Raw genomic sequence first — 16,101 nt, 5'->3', positions numbered from 1 at the left:
TTCGATTTATACAATTAAGCAACAATAAAATATAGATCAGGGCGTATTTTCCGGCTCAGGTGGCAATTCCCGCACAAGCACTTTATCAATGCGGCTGGCATCCATGTCTATTACCTCAAGCTCGTGGGTATGCAGGGTTATTTTGTCGCCTGTCTTCGGGATTTTGGAGAGGGTGTAAAGAATAAAACCCCCTAAGGTGGCGTAGCGTTCGGGGTGGTTAGGTACCAGTTCCAGGCCAAGTTCCTGGTTCAGTTCGCGTATCAGGATGGCCCCGCTCATCAGGTAAGAGCCATCGTCGCGGCGGAAAACTTCGGGCTCATGCTGTTCATCCAGGTCGGGCAGGTCGCCAACTATAGCTTCCATAATATCGTGCAGGGTAATGATGCCTTCTACCGCACCAAACTCATTTACCACCACAGCCAGGTACTGCTTCTTCCGCTGGAAAAGCTTCAGGGTCTTCATCGCGTACATCGACTCCGACACAAAAAGCGGTGTTTTAAGTACATGTTCGAGCGGTTTGCCTTCCAGCTCTACCTGCTCAAAATAATCTTTTACAGCTAATATGCCTACCACATTGTCCAGAGAGCCTCTGCAAACCGGAAACTTGGTATGTGCACTTTTTCTGATGATCTCTTTTATTTCGGCCGGGCGGTCCAGGTCTATCCATTCCACTTCGGTGCGGTAGGTCATCAGGCTGCGGTTGCGTTGCTCGTACAGGTAAAAGAGGTTGTCGTGCAGGCGTTCTTCTTCCTTCTCCAGCACGCCTTCGCTGCCCGCTACTTTTATCAGGTGGCGCAGTTCTTCTTCGGTAAGGCTGGCGCCGCCTTTGTTCTGTTTAATGCCCAGCAGCTTAATAGCCAGGTTGGTAGAGCCCGAAAGCAGCCTGACCAGCGGAAATGTTAACCTGGTGAATACTTTGATGATGGGTGCAACCGCCAGCGCAATGCGTTCGGGGTTATTCAGGGCCACGGTTTTAGGTATCAGTTCCCCGATCACAATAGTGAAGTAGGTGATCAGGCCAACTATAACGATGATCGAGATCTGGGCAGCGTAGGGCGCCAGCGGAGCAATGCTTGCCACTACGGGTGTAAATTTCTCTGAGAGGGCCGCGCCACCGTACGCACCTGCCACAATACTTATCAGGGTTATCCCCACCTGCACCGACGACAGAAAGTGTTCAGGCTCTTCCAGTAACTTTAAAACATCGCGGGCGCTGCTGCTGCCGGTTGCGGCTTTCTGTTCTATACGACTGCGCTTCACCGATACCAGTGCGATCTCAGATAAAGCGAAAAAGCCATTTAGTAAGGTAAGAATAAGTATAATGATGATCTCCATAAAGTATTTTCCCGCCGGTAAAAGGCGTAAAGGTAGCGTTTTGTTTCAACTCAGGTAAAGTTCTGTATCCGGCTTTTCCTGCAACCGTTATACCCGATTGCCTGGTTGACAGGGCAATAACGCAGCATGCCCGTAATTATTGGCACAAGGCCTAAAATAGCCAGCGCTTTAGTATTATAATATGCTCCCAGACCAACAAGGGCCAGGCCGCCCAGTACCCGTAGTTTTTGTTCGGTTAAGCCAACATTGCATTCCATAGCTTTTATAGTTTAAGGTTAGTCGCTGATTTATACTTACGGCGCCTGCGCATCTTTGTCGTGTTTTGCTTTACGCATCGTTTTCAGGTAGGCAATCAAAATGTCCAACTCGTCATCTGAAATAGCTTTTTCCGAAAAGGCAGGCATTACGCCCAGCCCATGCCGCACCTGGAAACGCATCAGGAAACCGGGCAGCGGCTTATTGTTGATGGCTGGCCCAAGTCCTGCTTCACCGCCGGGGTGGCATTTGTTGCAAAAGGTATCGAACACAACCCTGCCCTGCGCTATTGCCGGCTCCGAGTCGGGGATGGCGGCAAAAGCAGGCTCGCCGCGCTTGGCTGTGCCACAGGCAAAAAGCAGAACTATAGTTGTTAGTGTGTAAAGTATGTTTTTCATGAGCAATTATTTTAAGGAGCGGTGCGGGTTACTTTCCAGAGTACGCCTGTGCCTTTCTGCGGGATAGAGCCATGGTCGGTGTTGCGCATAATGCCAAAGTCTATAATGTAAAGGGCGGTGCCGTCTGGCGAGAACTTAACCGCTACCGGGCGCTCCAGCCCGCCGGTTTTCAGCGCCGATGCCGGGGCATTTTTCTTGCCTTTGTTTGTGGCAAAATCGGCTACCGTGCCATCTGCTACATTTACGCGCACTACTTTAAAGCCAACTGGCGCCAGCACTTTGCCTACGCTCGGGGCCATGTCGCCGAACTGTGCTATAAAAGCCTGCCCGGTGTAGCCAAATGCCACGGAAGTAGAAAAATCGAGTCCGTTTGAAGAAGAGTGCACGCCTAAGCTGGCTGTTGGTTTGGGTGGCGTGGCAGGATGTGCGGCAAGTACTGGTTTGGGGTCATCTTCGCCGGGAGCACCAAAACGCTCGCCGTTAAAGGCAAGGCCTCCGGCAAAATCGGGCCAGCCATACCATTGTCCGGTCTGTACCTGCCACAGGTAATCGCCGGTTCCCCATACAGGGCGGCTGCCACGGTCATCAAAGCCGTTTTCGGTTATGTATAGTTGCCCGTCCGGTGCAAAAGTCAGCCCGAAGGGATTTCGGAAGCCCCATGCCAGCAGTTCCATATTGCTGCCATCCAGGTCAGCGCGAAATACGGCGCCCGAGCACGGCACTGCACCCGGAATAACCTGTTGCGGGGTGGCAGCTGTGCCATAAGGCAGGTAAGGCCCTGTAGTTACGGTTTCGCCGGTTTCAGGTTTCTGGCTCGTAAAGTTCTGGCCGGTAAGTGTTATATCCTGGCAGGGGATGTCATGAAAATCGGAACGGCGCTTGAGCCAGCCCATGTTATAGTTGTCGGGGCCAACCACGCCGGAGTTGGTAGCAGTGCCGGTAGCAAAGTATAGTTTCCCATCGGGGCCAATAACAGGGCCGTTGGTATGGTGGTCGCCGTAGGTTGGCAGGTCCTGAACTATAGTTGCTATGTTGCCTTCCGGGGTGATGCGTAAAATTTTTCCACCATTTTTCTGTCCGCCCTCCGCTATGTAAAAACTGCCATCGTGGTAGGTAATGCCCGTCCAGGGGCCGTTCAGTTCGCCTGTAGCTATCGTTGTTTTGTTACCATCGGGGCTGGTTCTTATCAGTTTTGGTTCCAGAAATTCTTCACCGTAGGAGTAGCCTGCTTCTATCACGTACACCTGCCCCTGGTCATCAAAAGCAACATCCGTAGGAAAGGTAAATCCTGTGGCTATTGCTTCGGCTTTGTAACCGGCGGGCAGCTCAATATCAGCTGCACGTACAGGCCTTTCTGTGAGGAGCACACTCTTGTCTCCGCCACCATTAGAGGAGCGCGTACGGAAGCAGCCCGACAGCACCAGCAGGCATACGATAACATATAGGCTTCGCGACATTTTGAATGTTAATTTATTTTGTTAATATTTCAGTAATTATAGTTGGTTACGGCAATGTGCTGCTTTAGTTAGTGATGCGAAGAGCTATTATCAGGGGTTATAGTTTTGTGCGGTACTCGCATTACTTACCAGAGCTTTGTGGCTGGCTATCAGGCCTGTTGGCGCTTGCTTTTATGAAGCCGGATGCGGCGCATCTCTTTAGTCTGTGCCCTTTCAGTTATGTGCTGGAATGGTGCCCGGGCTGTGGATTGGGGCATGCGGTGGCGTGGCTGTTTCGTGGGGAGGTTGTGGCGTCGTGGGAGGCCCATCCGCTGGGTGTACCTGCTATAGTTTTACTTTTTTACCGTTGCGTGTACCTGGTGCGACAGCATCTGTCAGCTGCACGGCTTTTAACGCAGACAAACACACTAAACCCTTAAGAACGATGGCGCAAATGCTACACCTGATGCCGGAACTGGAGCCGGATGAATTACAATATGTCCAGACACTGGCGAATGATCTGACTGACGATGAAGCCAGGCAGTTTGCCAATATTTACCGTGCCCGGCGCAAAAAGCCATCTGAAGTGATGATTCTGGTAATTGTCGGGTTTTTCCTGATCGCGGGGTTGCAGCGTTTTTACCTGGGCCAGATCGGCATGGGGCTGTTATACCTGTTTACCGGCGGTCTTTGCTTTATCGGCACCATCCTGGATCTGATAAACTATAAGCGCCTGACCTACGAGTTTAACGTGAAGGAAGCACAGCAGGTAAAAGCCATGATGCGGTTCTAAGCAACTATACCGTATTCTTCTCAAACTATAGTTAAGCTTTAGTAAGCCTTCCTATATCTTCAGAAAACTGGAGACGGCCGTGTTGTGCCCGTTGGTTACCCTGATAAAGTATAAGCCGGGCACCAGGCCATTTAACTGTAGTTCTATAGTTTGCTGTGTATTTACCTGTTGCTGCCTCATTTTGCGGCCAATGCGGTCGTATATGATCAGTTCGGTGGCTGCAAACGGAAGGTCGGTGATGGTAATGCTGCCCGTGTCAGTAGGGTTCGGGTACACAACTATAGGTAGCTCCGGTATTTGTAGCTCACTGTTTCGGTTTATATAGCTTACATCGTTTAGTATCCGGTTCTCAGGGTCCGGAACAAGGCCTGTTACGGTGCCGGAAACAGTAACTACAAACTGCTGGCGTGGTTGGTTTTGCGTTACCCGCACGGTTTGCGGGCCGGCTGTTGTCTGTATCTCGTAGGTTACGTCTGTCCGGAAAAAAGTGGTAGCGCCCGTCGTAGCCTGCTCTGCATCGATCACCAGTTTGTCACCTACCTGGTTCCACTGTATCCCGAATACCGGGTAGCCTTCGCCTTCGTACCACTGTTTAAAAAAGTAGTCCAGGTTTTTGTTCGTAGCCTGCTCCATTATCTGCTGTAAGTCGGCAGTGGTAGCGGTTCTGCCCCTATATGTTGTCTGATAGTTGCGTAAGGCTGTAAAGAACTGTGCGTCGTTATCTATCTCGTAGCGCAGCATGTGTACCACCGACGCCCCTTTTTTATAGGTCAGGTTATAGTTGAAGATCCTGTTCACATCGGTCGTGTCGGGTACTCGCAGGCTGCCGGTGAAGGCTGTTTTGGCCCGGTTATGAGCATCGCTCATCCAGGCCTCTGCCTGAGCCGGGGAGGACTGATGCAGGGCCAGGTATTCGGCATAGGATGCAAAGCCTTCGTTCAGCCAGATGTCCTGCCAGGAGGCGCAGGTTACGTTGTTGCCAAACCACTGGTGTGCCAGTTCGTGTGCCGTAAGCGTAAAAGCAAAGCTCGACTGTGTGGTCATGGTCTGGTGCTCCATACCGCCACCGATAGGTGCCATGCTGTGTCCGTACTTTTCCTTTGCAAAAGGGTACAGCGTAAACAACTCCGAAAAATATTCCAGAAAAGTAGCTGTGCGGTCTATGTCAGTTTTATAAACCGGTAACCGGCCTTTGTACACATAGTTTACGATAGGGATAGGAGCCGGGGCGCCAGCAGGGTTGGCAAACAGCACATACCCGTCATAATCTGATACAGCCACCGAGATCAGGTAGTATGCGATAGGATAGTTGCTTCGCCAGTGGTAAGCCACGCGGCCATCGGGGAGTTGTTCTGTTTCGGTCAGCAGCCCGTTGGAACCTGCCTTGTTTTCAGGGCTGGTGTTTATGGTTACATGCACCGAGTCGGCTTTGTCGGTAAGCACCTGCTTGGTTGGCCACCACTCGTAGGCTGCGTAAGGTTCGCTCAGGCTCCAGGTTACATCTGTTTTCAGACTCTCGAGGCGGGCGGTGTTAAAACCGTTTCCGATGGCGGCATTGCCACTGTTTGGTGCAAAACCTTTGTAATCTATAGTTGCCTGCAAGTTACTGCCAGCTGCTATAGTTGTGCTAAGATTGACTGTTACATCGCTGCCGTTACGGGTTATAGTAGCCTGGGGAGTGCCATTTATAGTTATGCTCTCTATAGTAAAGCTCGGGTGCAGCTCAAACGCGAAAACACTTAATGCATTACCTTTTACTTTGGCATGGGTTTCTACGGAGCCGTCGATATAGGTGCTGTTGCGTTCCAGCTTCAGGTTCAGGGCGTAGAACGTAACATCATATAGGTTCATCAGACGCTGATGTTCTTCTGACGCTACTGCTGCCCGCGTAGGTTGCTGCAGACTGCTTTTGACGCAACTATATACGGCGGGCGTGTCTGTTTGAGCCTGCACATGGCTGGTGTAAAGAACTATAGATAGCAGGAATAGTAACCGGGCCATGTTTTTCATAGTTCAAAAGTATAGTAGCAGCCAGGTGCAGCGCACTACAAGAAATTACTGCACTGGTAGCACTGTATAGCCACGCTTGCGCAGCAGTTCCAGCAACCCGTCCTGTCCGGTCAGGTGGCCGGCGCCTACAGCAAAAAAGGTAGGTTGTATACGTGCTTCGCGTTCCATAACCGGTATCCAGCGTTTATTGCGGTTCACCAGGAAAGCCTGTTCGTATACGTGGTAGTCTTCGTCGTTATATTCTTCGCGCGAGAGGGCATCCAGGCCTGCCAGGTCCTGCTGCAGGTATAGTTTCACCATGTTCTGATACGTTTTACGCGCATCATCCATGTTGCGGATCATTTTGGTCAGCATACTTACCTGCACATTTGCCGGCATCTGGTCTATAGCGCTCAGCTGTTCGCCCACTGTTTCCAGTCCGATCACTTCCTTGCCCTGCTGTTGGGCCAGTTTCATCAGGCTTTCTTCGTAAGAGATAGCCTGGCACTCCGTTAACTGCGACAACAGCATCGAGTGCAGCATAAAAGGCTTCATGCGGTCCAACTGGTCCAGGTTCAGGCCCATGGTGTTTTTAAAGTAACCGTGCAGCAGGTTGTATTCTTCATCCGAGAAATAGCCGCGTAGCTTCAGGCTGTCCGGCAGTACAGTGGCCTGTTGCAGCTCTACCATAAAGTTAGGGGCATCCATGTCTACTTCCAGCGAGAGGCGCTCGGTCTGCGCCAGCTTCTGCTTAACAGCATCCGTCAGTATAAAGCTTTCGGGACAAATGGCGTGAATGGTGCCAAACAGGTAAGATGGTTGTTTCAGGCCCTTCCCGGATACTTCCCACAAAAGCGCTTTAGGCATGGTGGCTGGAGAGGTCTGTGCCTGTAACGGGGTGCTAACGGTTGTGAGGAGCGCCAACAGGGCAGCCAGGTAGTGATAAACGTTTTTCATAAGGATGAAATTTGTACCAGTGTAAAGATAACGTTTTAAAACAAAATCATATATACTTATAAGCCAATACCTTTGCAGTGCTATAGTTGATTAACACAGATATAGTTTATAATTTCGGTCGTTACCACTGTTCTGTTATGGCTACATACACCCTGAGCACGATCTATATTTATCCTATCAAATCGCTGGGCGGTATAAGCCTGCCACAGGCACACGTGCAGGCGCGTGGCCTGCAATACGACCGGAGGTGGATGCTGGTTGACGGGAACGGAAAGTTTTTGTCGCAGCGCACCTTTGCCCAGATGGCCCTGCTGCAGGTAACCCTGCAAAACGACGGACTGCTGGTGTCGCACAAGCAAAATCTGCTGGCCCCACTCTTTATTCCTTTTGCTGCTAACCCTGAGCACGAAGTACAGGTAACTGTGTGGGAAGACACCTGCACGGCTTATGAAATCAACCACCATACCAGCGCCTGGTTCTCGAAAGCCTTGGGCATGGTGGCACGGCTGGTATATATGCCCGATAACTCGTTGCGCCGTGTGGACCCGGAATATGCCTTTGATAAAGAAATTGTGAGTTTTGCTGATGCTTACCCGTTTCTGATGATAGGGCAGGAGTCGCTGAACCACCTGAACAGTAAATTGGAAAAGCCAGTGCCGATGAACCGCTTCCGGCCGAACTTCGTGTTTACCGGCGGCGATCCGCATGCCGAAGATAACTGGAACACTTTTACAATTGGGGAAGTGCAGTTCCGGGCAGCCAAACCCTGCGCCCGCTGCGTGCTGACAACTATAGACCAGCAGACCGGCATAAAAGGAGCGGAGCCTTTAAAAACACTGGCATCCTACCGTACCAAAAATAATAAAGTCCTCTTCGGGCAGAACCTGGTGCACCATGGCACCGGAGTAATAAAAGTTGGTGATGCAGTTAATGTATTGCAATGGAAATAGCGCAGGTAACCCGCGGGCCGGAGCAGACAACTATAGCACAGCCAGCACTGTTTTACCGCATAACCGCCCTTTGGGCACTTTGCGAAGCTTTCCTGGGTGGGGTATTGCATGCACTGCATCTGCCGGGCACCGGTTTATTTGTTGGCGGTGCATCAGTGGTGTGCATTAGTCTGCTTTATTATTATGGTCCTTCGCGGGCTGCTATACTTAAAGCAACTATACTGGTTATACTTGTAAAGGGCATGCTTAGCCCGCATACACCGCCGGGCGCTTATCTGGCCGTGTTAATACAAGGGGCACTGGGCTACCTGTTTTTCCGAAGCCGTGCGCACTATAAAATAAGTTGTGTAGTGCTGGGCGTAATCACCCAACTGCAATCTGCCCTGCAGCGGCTGGTAGTAATGCTGGTTTTGTTTGGTGCCGACCTGTACCAGGTAGCACATGGCTTTGTAAACTATATTTTAAAGAAAGCCGGTATGCCGGAAGGCGAGTATGTGCTGTATGTGGTGCTGGTTTATATCGGAGCACATGCGCTTATGGGTGTTTTTGTTGGCTGGTTGGCTGGTCGCCTGCCTGGCATACTAACAAAACGCCAGTTGTATTTCCGGCAGCAACTCGCGAATGCTGAAGTTAATACCATATCTATAGTTGATAACCAGCTTCCTGCCCGCCGCAAACGAAAGCCATTGGTATCCGGAGTTTTACTTGCGATAGCCGGTTTGCTGGCAGGTGCTTTATACCTTAATATAACACCGGACCAACAGGTACTTGCTATAGTGGTCCGTGCGCTCCTTATTTATATAGTGTGGACACAACTGGTGATGCCACTGCTGGGTAAATTCCTGCAACAATGGACCAGTAGGAAAAGGTCTGTTCTGGCAGAGGAGATCACGCAATTACTTTCTGTTTTACCTTTTGTGAAGCAGCAGGTCCGGTTGGCATGGGCAGCCCTGCCCGAAAAGCCGCTTTACCGCAAGCTGCTCCTTTTCCTACCGCTTTGCCTTGCCGCCGTTATGCAGCAGCCCGATTAATACGTTTGCACTTTCTGAATAATAGTGCCGATACCATATTCCAGAAGCACTTTCAGGGTAGTTCTACTCCTTAAATTTACAATTCAGTATATATTACTTTATAAATTTAAATACCTGATAATAAGCAAGGTGTTTAAACTTTGAAGTGAATGGTTTGAAAAATTAAGGGAATGGACTTATTTATAGTTATATAAAGTAATTAAAAAGTCTAATATTATTTATTTTTTATCTAAATATAACCTAAAGTGTTTTGAAATATAGTTGACGTCGTTATATTTGGTACACAAACTAATCTATAACTATTTATTTAACACATTCTAACATGAAGAAGAGTTTACTGCTCAGTTTCATTTTTGTGTTTGCGCTTGTGGTGCAAGTGCTGGCACAAAATCGGACAGTAACGGGTAAGGTAACAGACCAGGAGTCAGGTCTTGGTTTACCTGGCGTGACTGTTTTGGTTAAAGGCACATCCACTGGTATGGCTACCGGTGTGGATGGTAGCTATTCTATCTCTGTACCATCTAATGATGCGGTTCTTGTGTTCCGCTATGTGGGGTATGACAACAAAGAAGTGACAGTTGGTAATCAGACAACTATCAATGTACAGTTAGGAATTTCTTCTGAAACTCTTTCTGAAGTTGTGGTAGTAGGTTACTCTACTTCTACTAAAGAGTCTTTTACAGGTACTGCTAAAGTAGTTAGCGGTGAGAAACTGGAAAGCAAGAACGTTGCGAACGTATCACAGGCACTTGCCGGTGAGGTTTCTGGTGTGCGTGTAATCAACACAAGCGGTCAGCCAGGTTCTGCTGCTACTATCCGTATCCGTGGTATTGGTTCTGTAAGTGGTAGCCGTGATCCATTATACGTAGTAGATGGTGTTCCTTTCTCAGGTAGCATCAACTCTATCAACCCTGCTGACATCGAGTCTACAACAGTATTGAAAGATGCTGCTGCAACTGCGATCTACGGTTCAAGAGGTGCAAACGGTGTGGTTGTTATCACTACTAAAACTGGTAGAGGTAAAAAATCTTACATCGAGGCTGATGCCAGCTTTGGTACAAACATGCAGCTTATCCCTCGTTATGACATCATCAAGTCACCTGAGCAATACATCGGTCTGGCTTGGGAAGGTCTTTACAACCAGAGAAGCATTCTGAACAACAACGATGCTGATCCTTCAAACGACGTTGATCCGGTAACTTTTGCAAACAGCAGATTATTCTCTGCCAATGGTATTGCGCCAGGTTACAACATGTGGAACGTAGCAGACGCTGCTGCCCTGATCGATCCTGCTACAAGAAGCGTAAGACCAGGTGTTACAAGAAAATACAACCCGGAAGACTGGGAAGACTATGGTTTCCAGAACTCTGCCCGTCGTGAAGCAAACGTTAAGTTTGGTGGCTCTAACGGCAAAACCAACTACTATTCTTCAATAGGTTACTTAAATGATAAAGGTTACCTGATAAACTCTGATTACGAGCGTTTAACTGCCCGCTTAAACGTGAAGCAGGAGATCAACAAGTGGTTAGACGGTGGTTTTAACTTTGGTTATGTAAGATCAGAGACTAACAACAACGGTCAGTCTTCTGACTCTGGTAGCATTTTCTGGTTCGTAGATAACATTCCTTCTATCTATCCGCTGTACATGAGAGATGGCGAAGGTAAAATCATCAACGACCCTATCTTCGGTGGTGGTCAGTTTGACTATGGTACTGTAAACGCACGTGGTTTCGGTGGTCTTACCAACTCTATTGCTGACGCTACTTATGATATCAGCAGACACTACCGTAACGAGCTGAATGGTAACATCAGCATGAATGTGAACATCATGGATGGTCTTGTATTAGAAAACCGCCTTGGATCACAGTACTACCACAACAAATATGTAAGCAGAGGTAATAAATTCTATGGTGGTTCCGCATCACAGAATGGTAGCCTGTTCCTGCAGAGAACTGAAGTATTCTCTTACAACCTGTTAAACATGCTGCGTTTCAACAAGACATTTGGTCAGCACACGATCGAAGCCCTTGCTGCACACGAAGCCTACGACTGGTCAAGAAACTACCTGACAGCTTCTGGTTATAACCTGGTTCACCCGGATGTTCTGGAACTGAACAACACAGTAGTTAAAAACCCATCAAGCTCTTATGATGAGTCTTACGCTATCGAATCTTACTTCGGTCAGTTAAACTACGACTACGGCAGAAAATACTTCCTGTCTGCTACAATCAGAAGAGATGGTTCTTCTCGCTTCGTGAATAACAAATGGGGTACGTTCGGTTCGATAGGTGCTGCATGGGTAATCACAAACGAAGACTTCATGGATAGCCAGGAACTGTTCACAAACCTGAAATATAAGGCCAGCTACGGTCTGATCGGTGACCAGAACAGTGTTGGTATCTGGGGTGGTTATGACCTATGGAGCATTAACAACCTGAACGATAAGCCAGCTCTGGCTGAGTCGGTTACTGGTAACCCTGACCTGACCTGGGAAAAATCAAGAATGTTCCAGACTGGTTTTGAATTCGGTATCAAGAACTTCCTGAACGGTTCGATTGACTTCTATCAGAAAAATACAACTGATATGATCTTCAGCCGTCGTGTAGGTCCTTCAGGTGGTACTGCCATCATTAACGTAAACGATGGTGACCTGATGAACCGTGGTCTTGAGTTCGACCTGACTGCTGATGTATTCCAGGGTAAAGATTACCGTCTGAGCCTGGGTGTGAACGGTGAGATCTTCACAAACGAAATGATGAAGATGCCAATCGACCCTGCTACAGGTAAGCCAAAAGTGATCGATACTTCTAACTCTCCTTACGGATGGTCTGAAGGACACTCTCTGTTTGATTTCTATGTACGTGAGTGGGCTGGTGTAGACCCTGCAGATGGCCGCGCAATGTGGACTGTACACTACAACGATGCCAACAACAACAACACATTCGATACTGGTGAGCAGGTACTAAGCTTACACGAATATATGGCTGCAAACCCAGATGCAGTTCTGAAAGTAGCTACTACTAAAACGTATGCTAACGCAACTCAGAAATATGTTGGTAAGTCTGCTATTCCTGATGTACGTGGTGCCTTTAACATTGGCGCTGGTTACAAAGGCTTCGACCTGAATGTGCAGATGCTGTATAGCATAGGTGGTTACTCTTACGATTATGCTTATGCAGGTTTAATGCACAACGGCCTTGCCGGTAGCAACAACTGGCACCAGGACATCATGGGCAGATGGCAGAAGCCAGGCGATGTGACTGATGTACCTCGTCTGTCAAACAGCCAGGATGTGAACGTAAACTCTGTGTCATCACGCTTCATCACAAAAGCAAATTACATGGCACTTAACAACGTACGTCTGAGCTATACACTGCCAACTTCTATCACAAGCAAGTATGGCGTAGGTGGCCTGTCTGTATGGGTATCTGGCGACAACCTGTGGCTGAACTCTGCACGTAATGGCTTCAACCCATCTACAGCTGAAAGTGGTGCATCAGATACGTACCGTTACTCTCCTTTATCAACATTCACTGCTGGTTTAAGAGTTAAAATTTAATTTTGAGTATTATCATGAAAAAGAAAATATATACTTTAGGCGCTGCTGCTCTCATGTTCTTCGTGAGTGGCTGTGATCAGGACTTCCTTGACAAAAAGCCTACACAACAGCTTACGCCTGAGCAGATTGCGGAAGCGGTGAAAACTGACCCGGATCTTCTTGCTGGTAACGTTGCCGGTCTGTACTCTATGATGTATGACATGTGGACAGGCGGTACTACACGTCACGATGACTTCGGTCAGAAAGGCTATGATATCTTTATGGATATGCTGTCTTCTGATATGGCGCTGGTTGGTACAAACTATGGCTGGTATACTACTATCGTACGTTACCAGGCAACCACTGACTTTACCAGAAACGAAGCATACACGCCTTGGCGTTACTACTACCGTATGGTAAGATCAGCTAACAACGTGATCGACCTGTTGGGTGGTACCGATGCTGAGCCAGAAGGAGAACTTCAGCGCCACATCATGGGTCAGGCAAAAGCCATGCGTGCTTATGCTTACTTCTACCTGTCGCAGCTTTATGCTCCAGGATATGGTACAGGCAGCGAGAAGATCCTTCCGATCTACACCGATGCTAAAATGCCAAACCAGCCTAAGAGCACGTCTGCGGAAGTTTATAACCTGATGGTAGATGACCTGACGCAGGCTATCGAGTATCTGGAAGACTTCAACAGAAGCTCTAAAGAGCAGGTTGATAAAAACGTAGCAAAAGGTTTATTAGTTTATGTACTTTCTGCAAGAGGTACAAATGCTGACCTAGCAAAGGTTGTTACCTTAACAAACGAGATCTTAACAGAAGGTGGCTATAGCATTACGAGCAAAAATGCGCTTTATGGTCAGGTTGACGCTTCAGGCCGTTTGCTGAATCCGGAATCTGGTTTCAATAACGTAGCTTCTCCAAGCTGGATCTGGGGTGTAGACCTGACACTGGATAGCGATCTTGACCTTGTGTCATGGTGGGGACAGATAGACTTATTTACCTATAGCTACGCCTGGGCTGGTGACCCTAAAAAAATAGACGCTAGTTTACAGGCTTCTATCCGTCCGGATGACTTAAGAAGAAAGCAGTTCAGCGCATCAGGTTGGCCATATTTCAAGTTCTTCGATCCTGCAAGGGTACAAGGAGGTCAGCGTAATGTTGTTACTGACTACGTTTACATGCGTATGGAAGAAATGATGTTGATGAATGCCGAAGCACAAGCAAGACTCGGAAACGATGCTGCTGCTAAAGCAATGCTGCTTCAGTTAATGTCCACAAGAATTGAAGAAGTAGCTGGTAAAGAAGCGACTACAGGTGTTGATGCTTATACAGATTACCTGAACACGCTAAGCAATGCGCAGCTGATAGATGAGATCTTCCTGCAGACTCGTATTGAGCTATGGGGTGAAGGTAAATCTTACCTGGCAATGAAGCGTCTGAAGAAGTCAATCACAAGAGGTGCTAACCACTTGTTCTTCGCTGGCGAGACATTCTCATGGGATGATGATGAAATGACTTTCCCAATCCCTCAGGCAGAAGTACAGAACAACCCAGTTCTGGAAAAATAGTCTGAAACGGAATAAATAGAAGAGGGCTACCCATTTGGGTAGCCCTTTTTTTGTTCAGCTTTTAAATTGATGATTGATAAGGGAATAAACTATAGCCACGCTATTAAAAGACCTGTAGCTTTTATATATATTTATATAACAAAACTATAGACCATGAATCGCAAACTGAAACTATGCATACTGGCGGCATCCTGCTTTGGGATGGGCGCTTTTGCTACCAAAGTGGCAGATAGTACCATAACTGTTGCCATGCTGCAACAGGCGAAGCAGTTGATAGGACTAAATTTTACAACCGCGCAGTTAGATTCCGCAACGACGGAGCTCGAGGACTTCCGAAAGGGCTACGAGCGTATTCGCAAAGTACCCCTGCCTAACAACGTGGCGCCAGCGCTGGTCTTTAACCCGATACCGGTACGGTACACCTGGCCAAAAGAGCAGCAGAAATTTGAAGTAGAAATACCGGGTAAAACTAAACTACCAGCTAACCGCGATGACCTGGCGTACTATAGTGTACCCCAACTGGCAGCGCTGCTCAAATCCAAACAGATCACATCGGAAGAGCTTACCAGATTTTACCTGGACAGGCTGAAAAAGTATGGCCCGACACTGGAATGCGTAACAACCCTGACCGAAGAGCTGGCTTTGAAGCAGGCACGGCAGGCAGACCAGGAAATAAAGGCTGGAAAGTACAAGGGACTGTTGCATGGTGTCCCATTCGGGGTGAAGGACCTGCTGGCAACAAAGAATTATAAAACAACGTGGGGCGCTGCTCCTTACAAAGATCAGCAGATAGACATGGATGCTACAGTAGTGCAGCGCTTGCAGGATGCCGGTGGTGTGCTGGTTGCAAAGTTGACCTTAGGCGAACTGGCCATGGGTGATGTCTGGTACGGCGGTAAAACCAAATCGCCCTGGGATCTGAGTAAAGGTTCGAGCGGCTCTTCGGCGGGCTCTGCCGCAGCAGTGGCTGCTGGATTGTTGCCTTATGCCATCGGGACGGAAACCCTGGGTTCTATAGTTTCACCGTCAACGGCTTGTGGTACTACCGGTTTGCGGCCAACCTTTGGCAGGGTAAGCCGGCACGGCGCCATGGCGCTAAGCTGGAGTATGGATAAAATTGGACCAATTACCCGTTCCGCTGAGGATGCTGCCATCGTATTTAATGCTATCTATGGTCCTGATGGGAAAGACCTATCGGTGTATGATGCGCCTTTCAACTATAGCAAAAGCATAAACCCGAAAAAGCTGCGTGTAGGTTACCTGAAGAAAGACTTTGAAGGGAAATACGGATTTAAGGAAAACGACGAAGCAGCACTGGAAACATTGCGCAAAGCAGGAATTGAGCTTATACCTATTGAACTTCCTGATCTGCCGGTAAATGATCTGATCATGACCATTTCGGTAGAGGGAGCCGCGGCTTTTGATGAACTGACACGCAGTGGGAACGACAGCAAACTGAAGCAACAGCACAAAAATGCCTGGCCGAATATCTTCAGGAGCGGACGCTTTATTCCTGCTGTAGAGTATTTGCAGGCACAGCGGGTACGAACCTTACTGGTGCAGCAGATGCAGGAAAGAATGAAAGACATCGACGTTTACATCAGTCCGTCTTTTGGCAGCAGCAACCTGGTGGTTACCAACCTTACCGGTCACCCTTGCGTGGTAGTTCCGACCGGATTCCAGAAAAACGGTATGCCAACCACTATTACGTTTATAGGCAAACTGTTTGGCGAAGCTGAGGCGCTGGCCCTCGCCAAACTATACCAGGACCTGACCCCACACGACGAGAAACGCCCGACTGCTTTTCTGGCTAAGCCCTAAACTATAGGCATCTATCCATAG

The 16,101-nt window shown here is 48.5% G+C and carries 13 protein-coding genes; 7 read left to right on the top strand and 6 right to left on the bottom strand.

Going from position 1 to position 16,101, the window contains the following annotated elements:
• Positions 1 to 36 precede the first annotated feature (36 nt).
• From H7F15_RS10415 to H7F15_RS10400, 4 genes are read right to left on the bottom strand one after another with little or no spacing between them, the layout of a single operon-like run.
• On the bottom strand, positions 37 to 1,335 hold the full coding sequence (locus tag H7F15_RS10415) for a hemolysin family protein (RefSeq protein ID WP_185196907.1): 1,299 nt from the start codon (positions 1,333 to 1,335) through the stop codon (positions 37 to 39).
• 50 nt (positions 1,336 to 1,385) lie between these two features.
• Positions 1,386 to 1,592: a DUF2892 domain-containing protein gene (locus H7F15_RS10410; protein ID WP_185196906.1), complete on the bottom strand. Its 207-nt coding sequence runs from the start codon at positions 1,590 to 1,592 to the stop codon at positions 1,386 to 1,388.
• A 36-nt stretch (positions 1,593 to 1,628) separates the two neighbouring features.
• Positions 1,629 to 1,988, bottom strand: coding sequence for a cytochrome c (locus H7F15_RS10405; RefSeq protein WP_185196905.1), 360 nt, complete (start codon positions 1,986 to 1,988; stop codon positions 1,629 to 1,631).
• A gap of 11 nt (positions 1,989 to 1,999) precedes the next feature.
• Complete coding sequence (locus H7F15_RS10400) at positions 2,000 to 3,445, bottom strand: sorbosone dehydrogenase family protein (protein ID WP_185196904.1); 1,446 nt, start codon at positions 3,443 to 3,445, stop codon at positions 2,000 to 2,002.
• A gap of 74 nt (positions 3,446 to 3,519) precedes the next feature.
• Between H7F15_RS10400 and H7F15_RS10395 the strand changes: the two genes are divergently transcribed.
• Both H7F15_RS10395 and H7F15_RS10390 read left to right on the top strand, forming a co-directional pair.
• Complete coding sequence (locus tag H7F15_RS10395) at positions 3,520 to 3,864, top strand: DUF2752 domain-containing protein (RefSeq protein WP_185196903.1); 345 nt, start codon at positions 3,520 to 3,522, stop codon at positions 3,862 to 3,864.
• A 5-nt stretch (positions 3,865 to 3,869) separates the two neighbouring features.
• On the top strand, positions 3,870 to 4,217 hold the full coding sequence (locus H7F15_RS10390) for a TM2 domain-containing protein (protein WP_185196902.1): 348 nt from the start codon (positions 3,870 to 3,872) through the stop codon (positions 4,215 to 4,217).
• Positions 4,218 to 4,268: 51 nt separating this feature from the next.
• Here H7F15_RS10390 and H7F15_RS10385 read toward each other — a convergent pair whose 3' ends face one another.
• Together H7F15_RS10385 and H7F15_RS10380 are read right to left on the bottom strand one after the other, a co-directional pair.
• Positions 4,269 to 6,218: a M1 family aminopeptidase gene (locus H7F15_RS10385; RefSeq protein WP_185196901.1), complete on the bottom strand. Its 1,950-nt coding sequence runs from the start codon at positions 6,216 to 6,218 to the stop codon at positions 4,269 to 4,271.
• A 54-nt stretch (positions 6,219 to 6,272) separates the two neighbouring features.
• The gene (locus H7F15_RS10380) at positions 6,273 to 7,163 is read right to left on the bottom strand and encodes a TraB/GumN family protein (protein ID WP_185196900.1); all 891 of its coding nucleotides are present in this window, start codon (positions 7,161 to 7,163) and stop codon (positions 6,273 to 6,275) included.
• Between the two features lie 137 nt (positions 7,164 to 7,300).
• On the opposite strand from H7F15_RS10380, the gene H7F15_RS10375 reads away from it, so the two are divergent.
• From H7F15_RS10375 to H7F15_RS10355, 5 genes are all read left to right on the top strand, one after another.
• Positions 7,301 to 8,113, top strand: a complete 813-nt coding sequence (locus H7F15_RS10375) for an MOSC domain-containing protein (RefSeq protein ID WP_185196899.1) — start codon at positions 7,301 to 7,303, stop codon at positions 8,111 to 8,113.
• The gene (locus H7F15_RS10370) at positions 8,104 to 9,144 is read left to right on the top strand and encodes a hypothetical protein (RefSeq protein WP_185196898.1); all 1,041 of its coding nucleotides are present in this window, start codon (positions 8,104 to 8,106) and stop codon (positions 9,142 to 9,144) included. The genes H7F15_RS10375 and H7F15_RS10370 overlap by 10 nt, the downstream gene beginning before the upstream one ends.
• Before the next feature lie 322 nt (positions 9,145 to 9,466).
• Positions 9,467 to 12,703, top strand: coding sequence for a SusC/RagA family TonB-linked outer membrane protein (locus tag H7F15_RS10365; RefSeq protein WP_185196897.1), 3,237 nt, complete (start codon positions 9,467 to 9,469; stop codon positions 12,701 to 12,703).
• A gap of 14 nt (positions 12,704 to 12,717) precedes the next feature.
• Complete coding sequence (locus H7F15_RS10360; protein WP_185196896.1) at positions 12,718 to 14,259, top strand: RagB/SusD family nutrient uptake outer membrane protein; 1,542 nt, start codon at positions 12,718 to 12,720, stop codon at positions 14,257 to 14,259.
• A gap of 153 nt (positions 14,260 to 14,412) precedes the next feature.
• A complete protein-coding gene (locus H7F15_RS10355) occupies positions 14,413 to 16,080 on the top strand; it encodes an amidase (protein ID WP_185196895.1) in 1,668 nt (555 codons plus the stop codon).
• Positions 16,081 to 16,101: the final 21 nt, after the last annotated feature.

This window comes from Pontibacter sp. Tf4, assembly GCF_014212495.1.
Classification (GTDB): domain Bacteria; phylum Bacteroidota; class Bacteroidia; order Cytophagales; family Hymenobacteraceae; genus Pontibacter.
This window is presented reverse-complemented; position numbering and strand designations above follow the sequence as displayed.

Bases quoted from the DNA above. Each gene is read 5' to 3' on its own strand.
- H7F15_RS10355 (WP_185196895.1), top strand. From the start codon at position 14,413: ATGAATCGCAAACTGAAACTATGCATACTGGCGGCATCCTGCTTTGGG.
- H7F15_RS10385 (WP_185196901.1), bottom strand. From the start codon at position 6,218: ATGGCCCGGTTACTATTCCTGCTATCTATAGTTCTTTACACCAGCCAT.
- H7F15_RS10365 (WP_185196897.1), top strand. From the start codon at position 9,467: ATGAAGAAGAGTTTACTGCTCAGTTTCATTTTTGTGTTTGCGCTTGTG.
- H7F15_RS10410 (WP_185196906.1), bottom strand. From the start codon at position 1,592: ATGGAATGCAATGTTGGCTTAACCGAACAAAAACTACGGGTACTGGGC.
- H7F15_RS10390 (WP_185196902.1), top strand. From the start codon at position 3,870: ATGGCGCAAATGCTACACCTGATGCCGGAACTGGAGCCGGATGAATTA.
- H7F15_RS10415 (WP_185196907.1), bottom strand. From the start codon at position 1,335: ATGGAGATCATCATTATACTTATTCTTACCTTACTAAATGGCTTTTTC.
- H7F15_RS10395 (WP_185196903.1), top strand. From the start codon at position 3,520: ATGCGAAGAGCTATTATCAGGGGTTATAGTTTTGTGCGGTACTCGCAT.
- H7F15_RS10375 (WP_185196899.1), top strand. From the start codon at position 7,301: ATGGCTACATACACCCTGAGCACGATCTATATTTATCCTATCAAATCG.
- H7F15_RS10370 (WP_185196898.1), top strand. From the start codon at position 8,104: ATGGAAATAGCGCAGGTAACCCGCGGGCCGGAGCAGACAACTATAGCA.
- H7F15_RS10380 (WP_185196900.1), bottom strand. From the start codon at position 7,163: ATGAAAAACGTTTATCACTACCTGGCTGCCCTGTTGGCGCTCCTCACA.
- H7F15_RS10405 (WP_185196905.1), bottom strand. From the start codon at position 1,988: ATGAAAAACATACTTTACACACTAACAACTATAGTTCTGCTTTTTGCC.
- H7F15_RS10400 (WP_185196904.1), bottom strand. From the start codon at position 3,445: ATGTCGCGAAGCCTATATGTTATCGTATGCCTGCTGGTGCTGTCGGGC.
- H7F15_RS10360 (WP_185196896.1), top strand. From the start codon at position 12,718: ATGAAAAAGAAAATATATACTTTAGGCGCTGCTGCTCTCATGTTCTTC.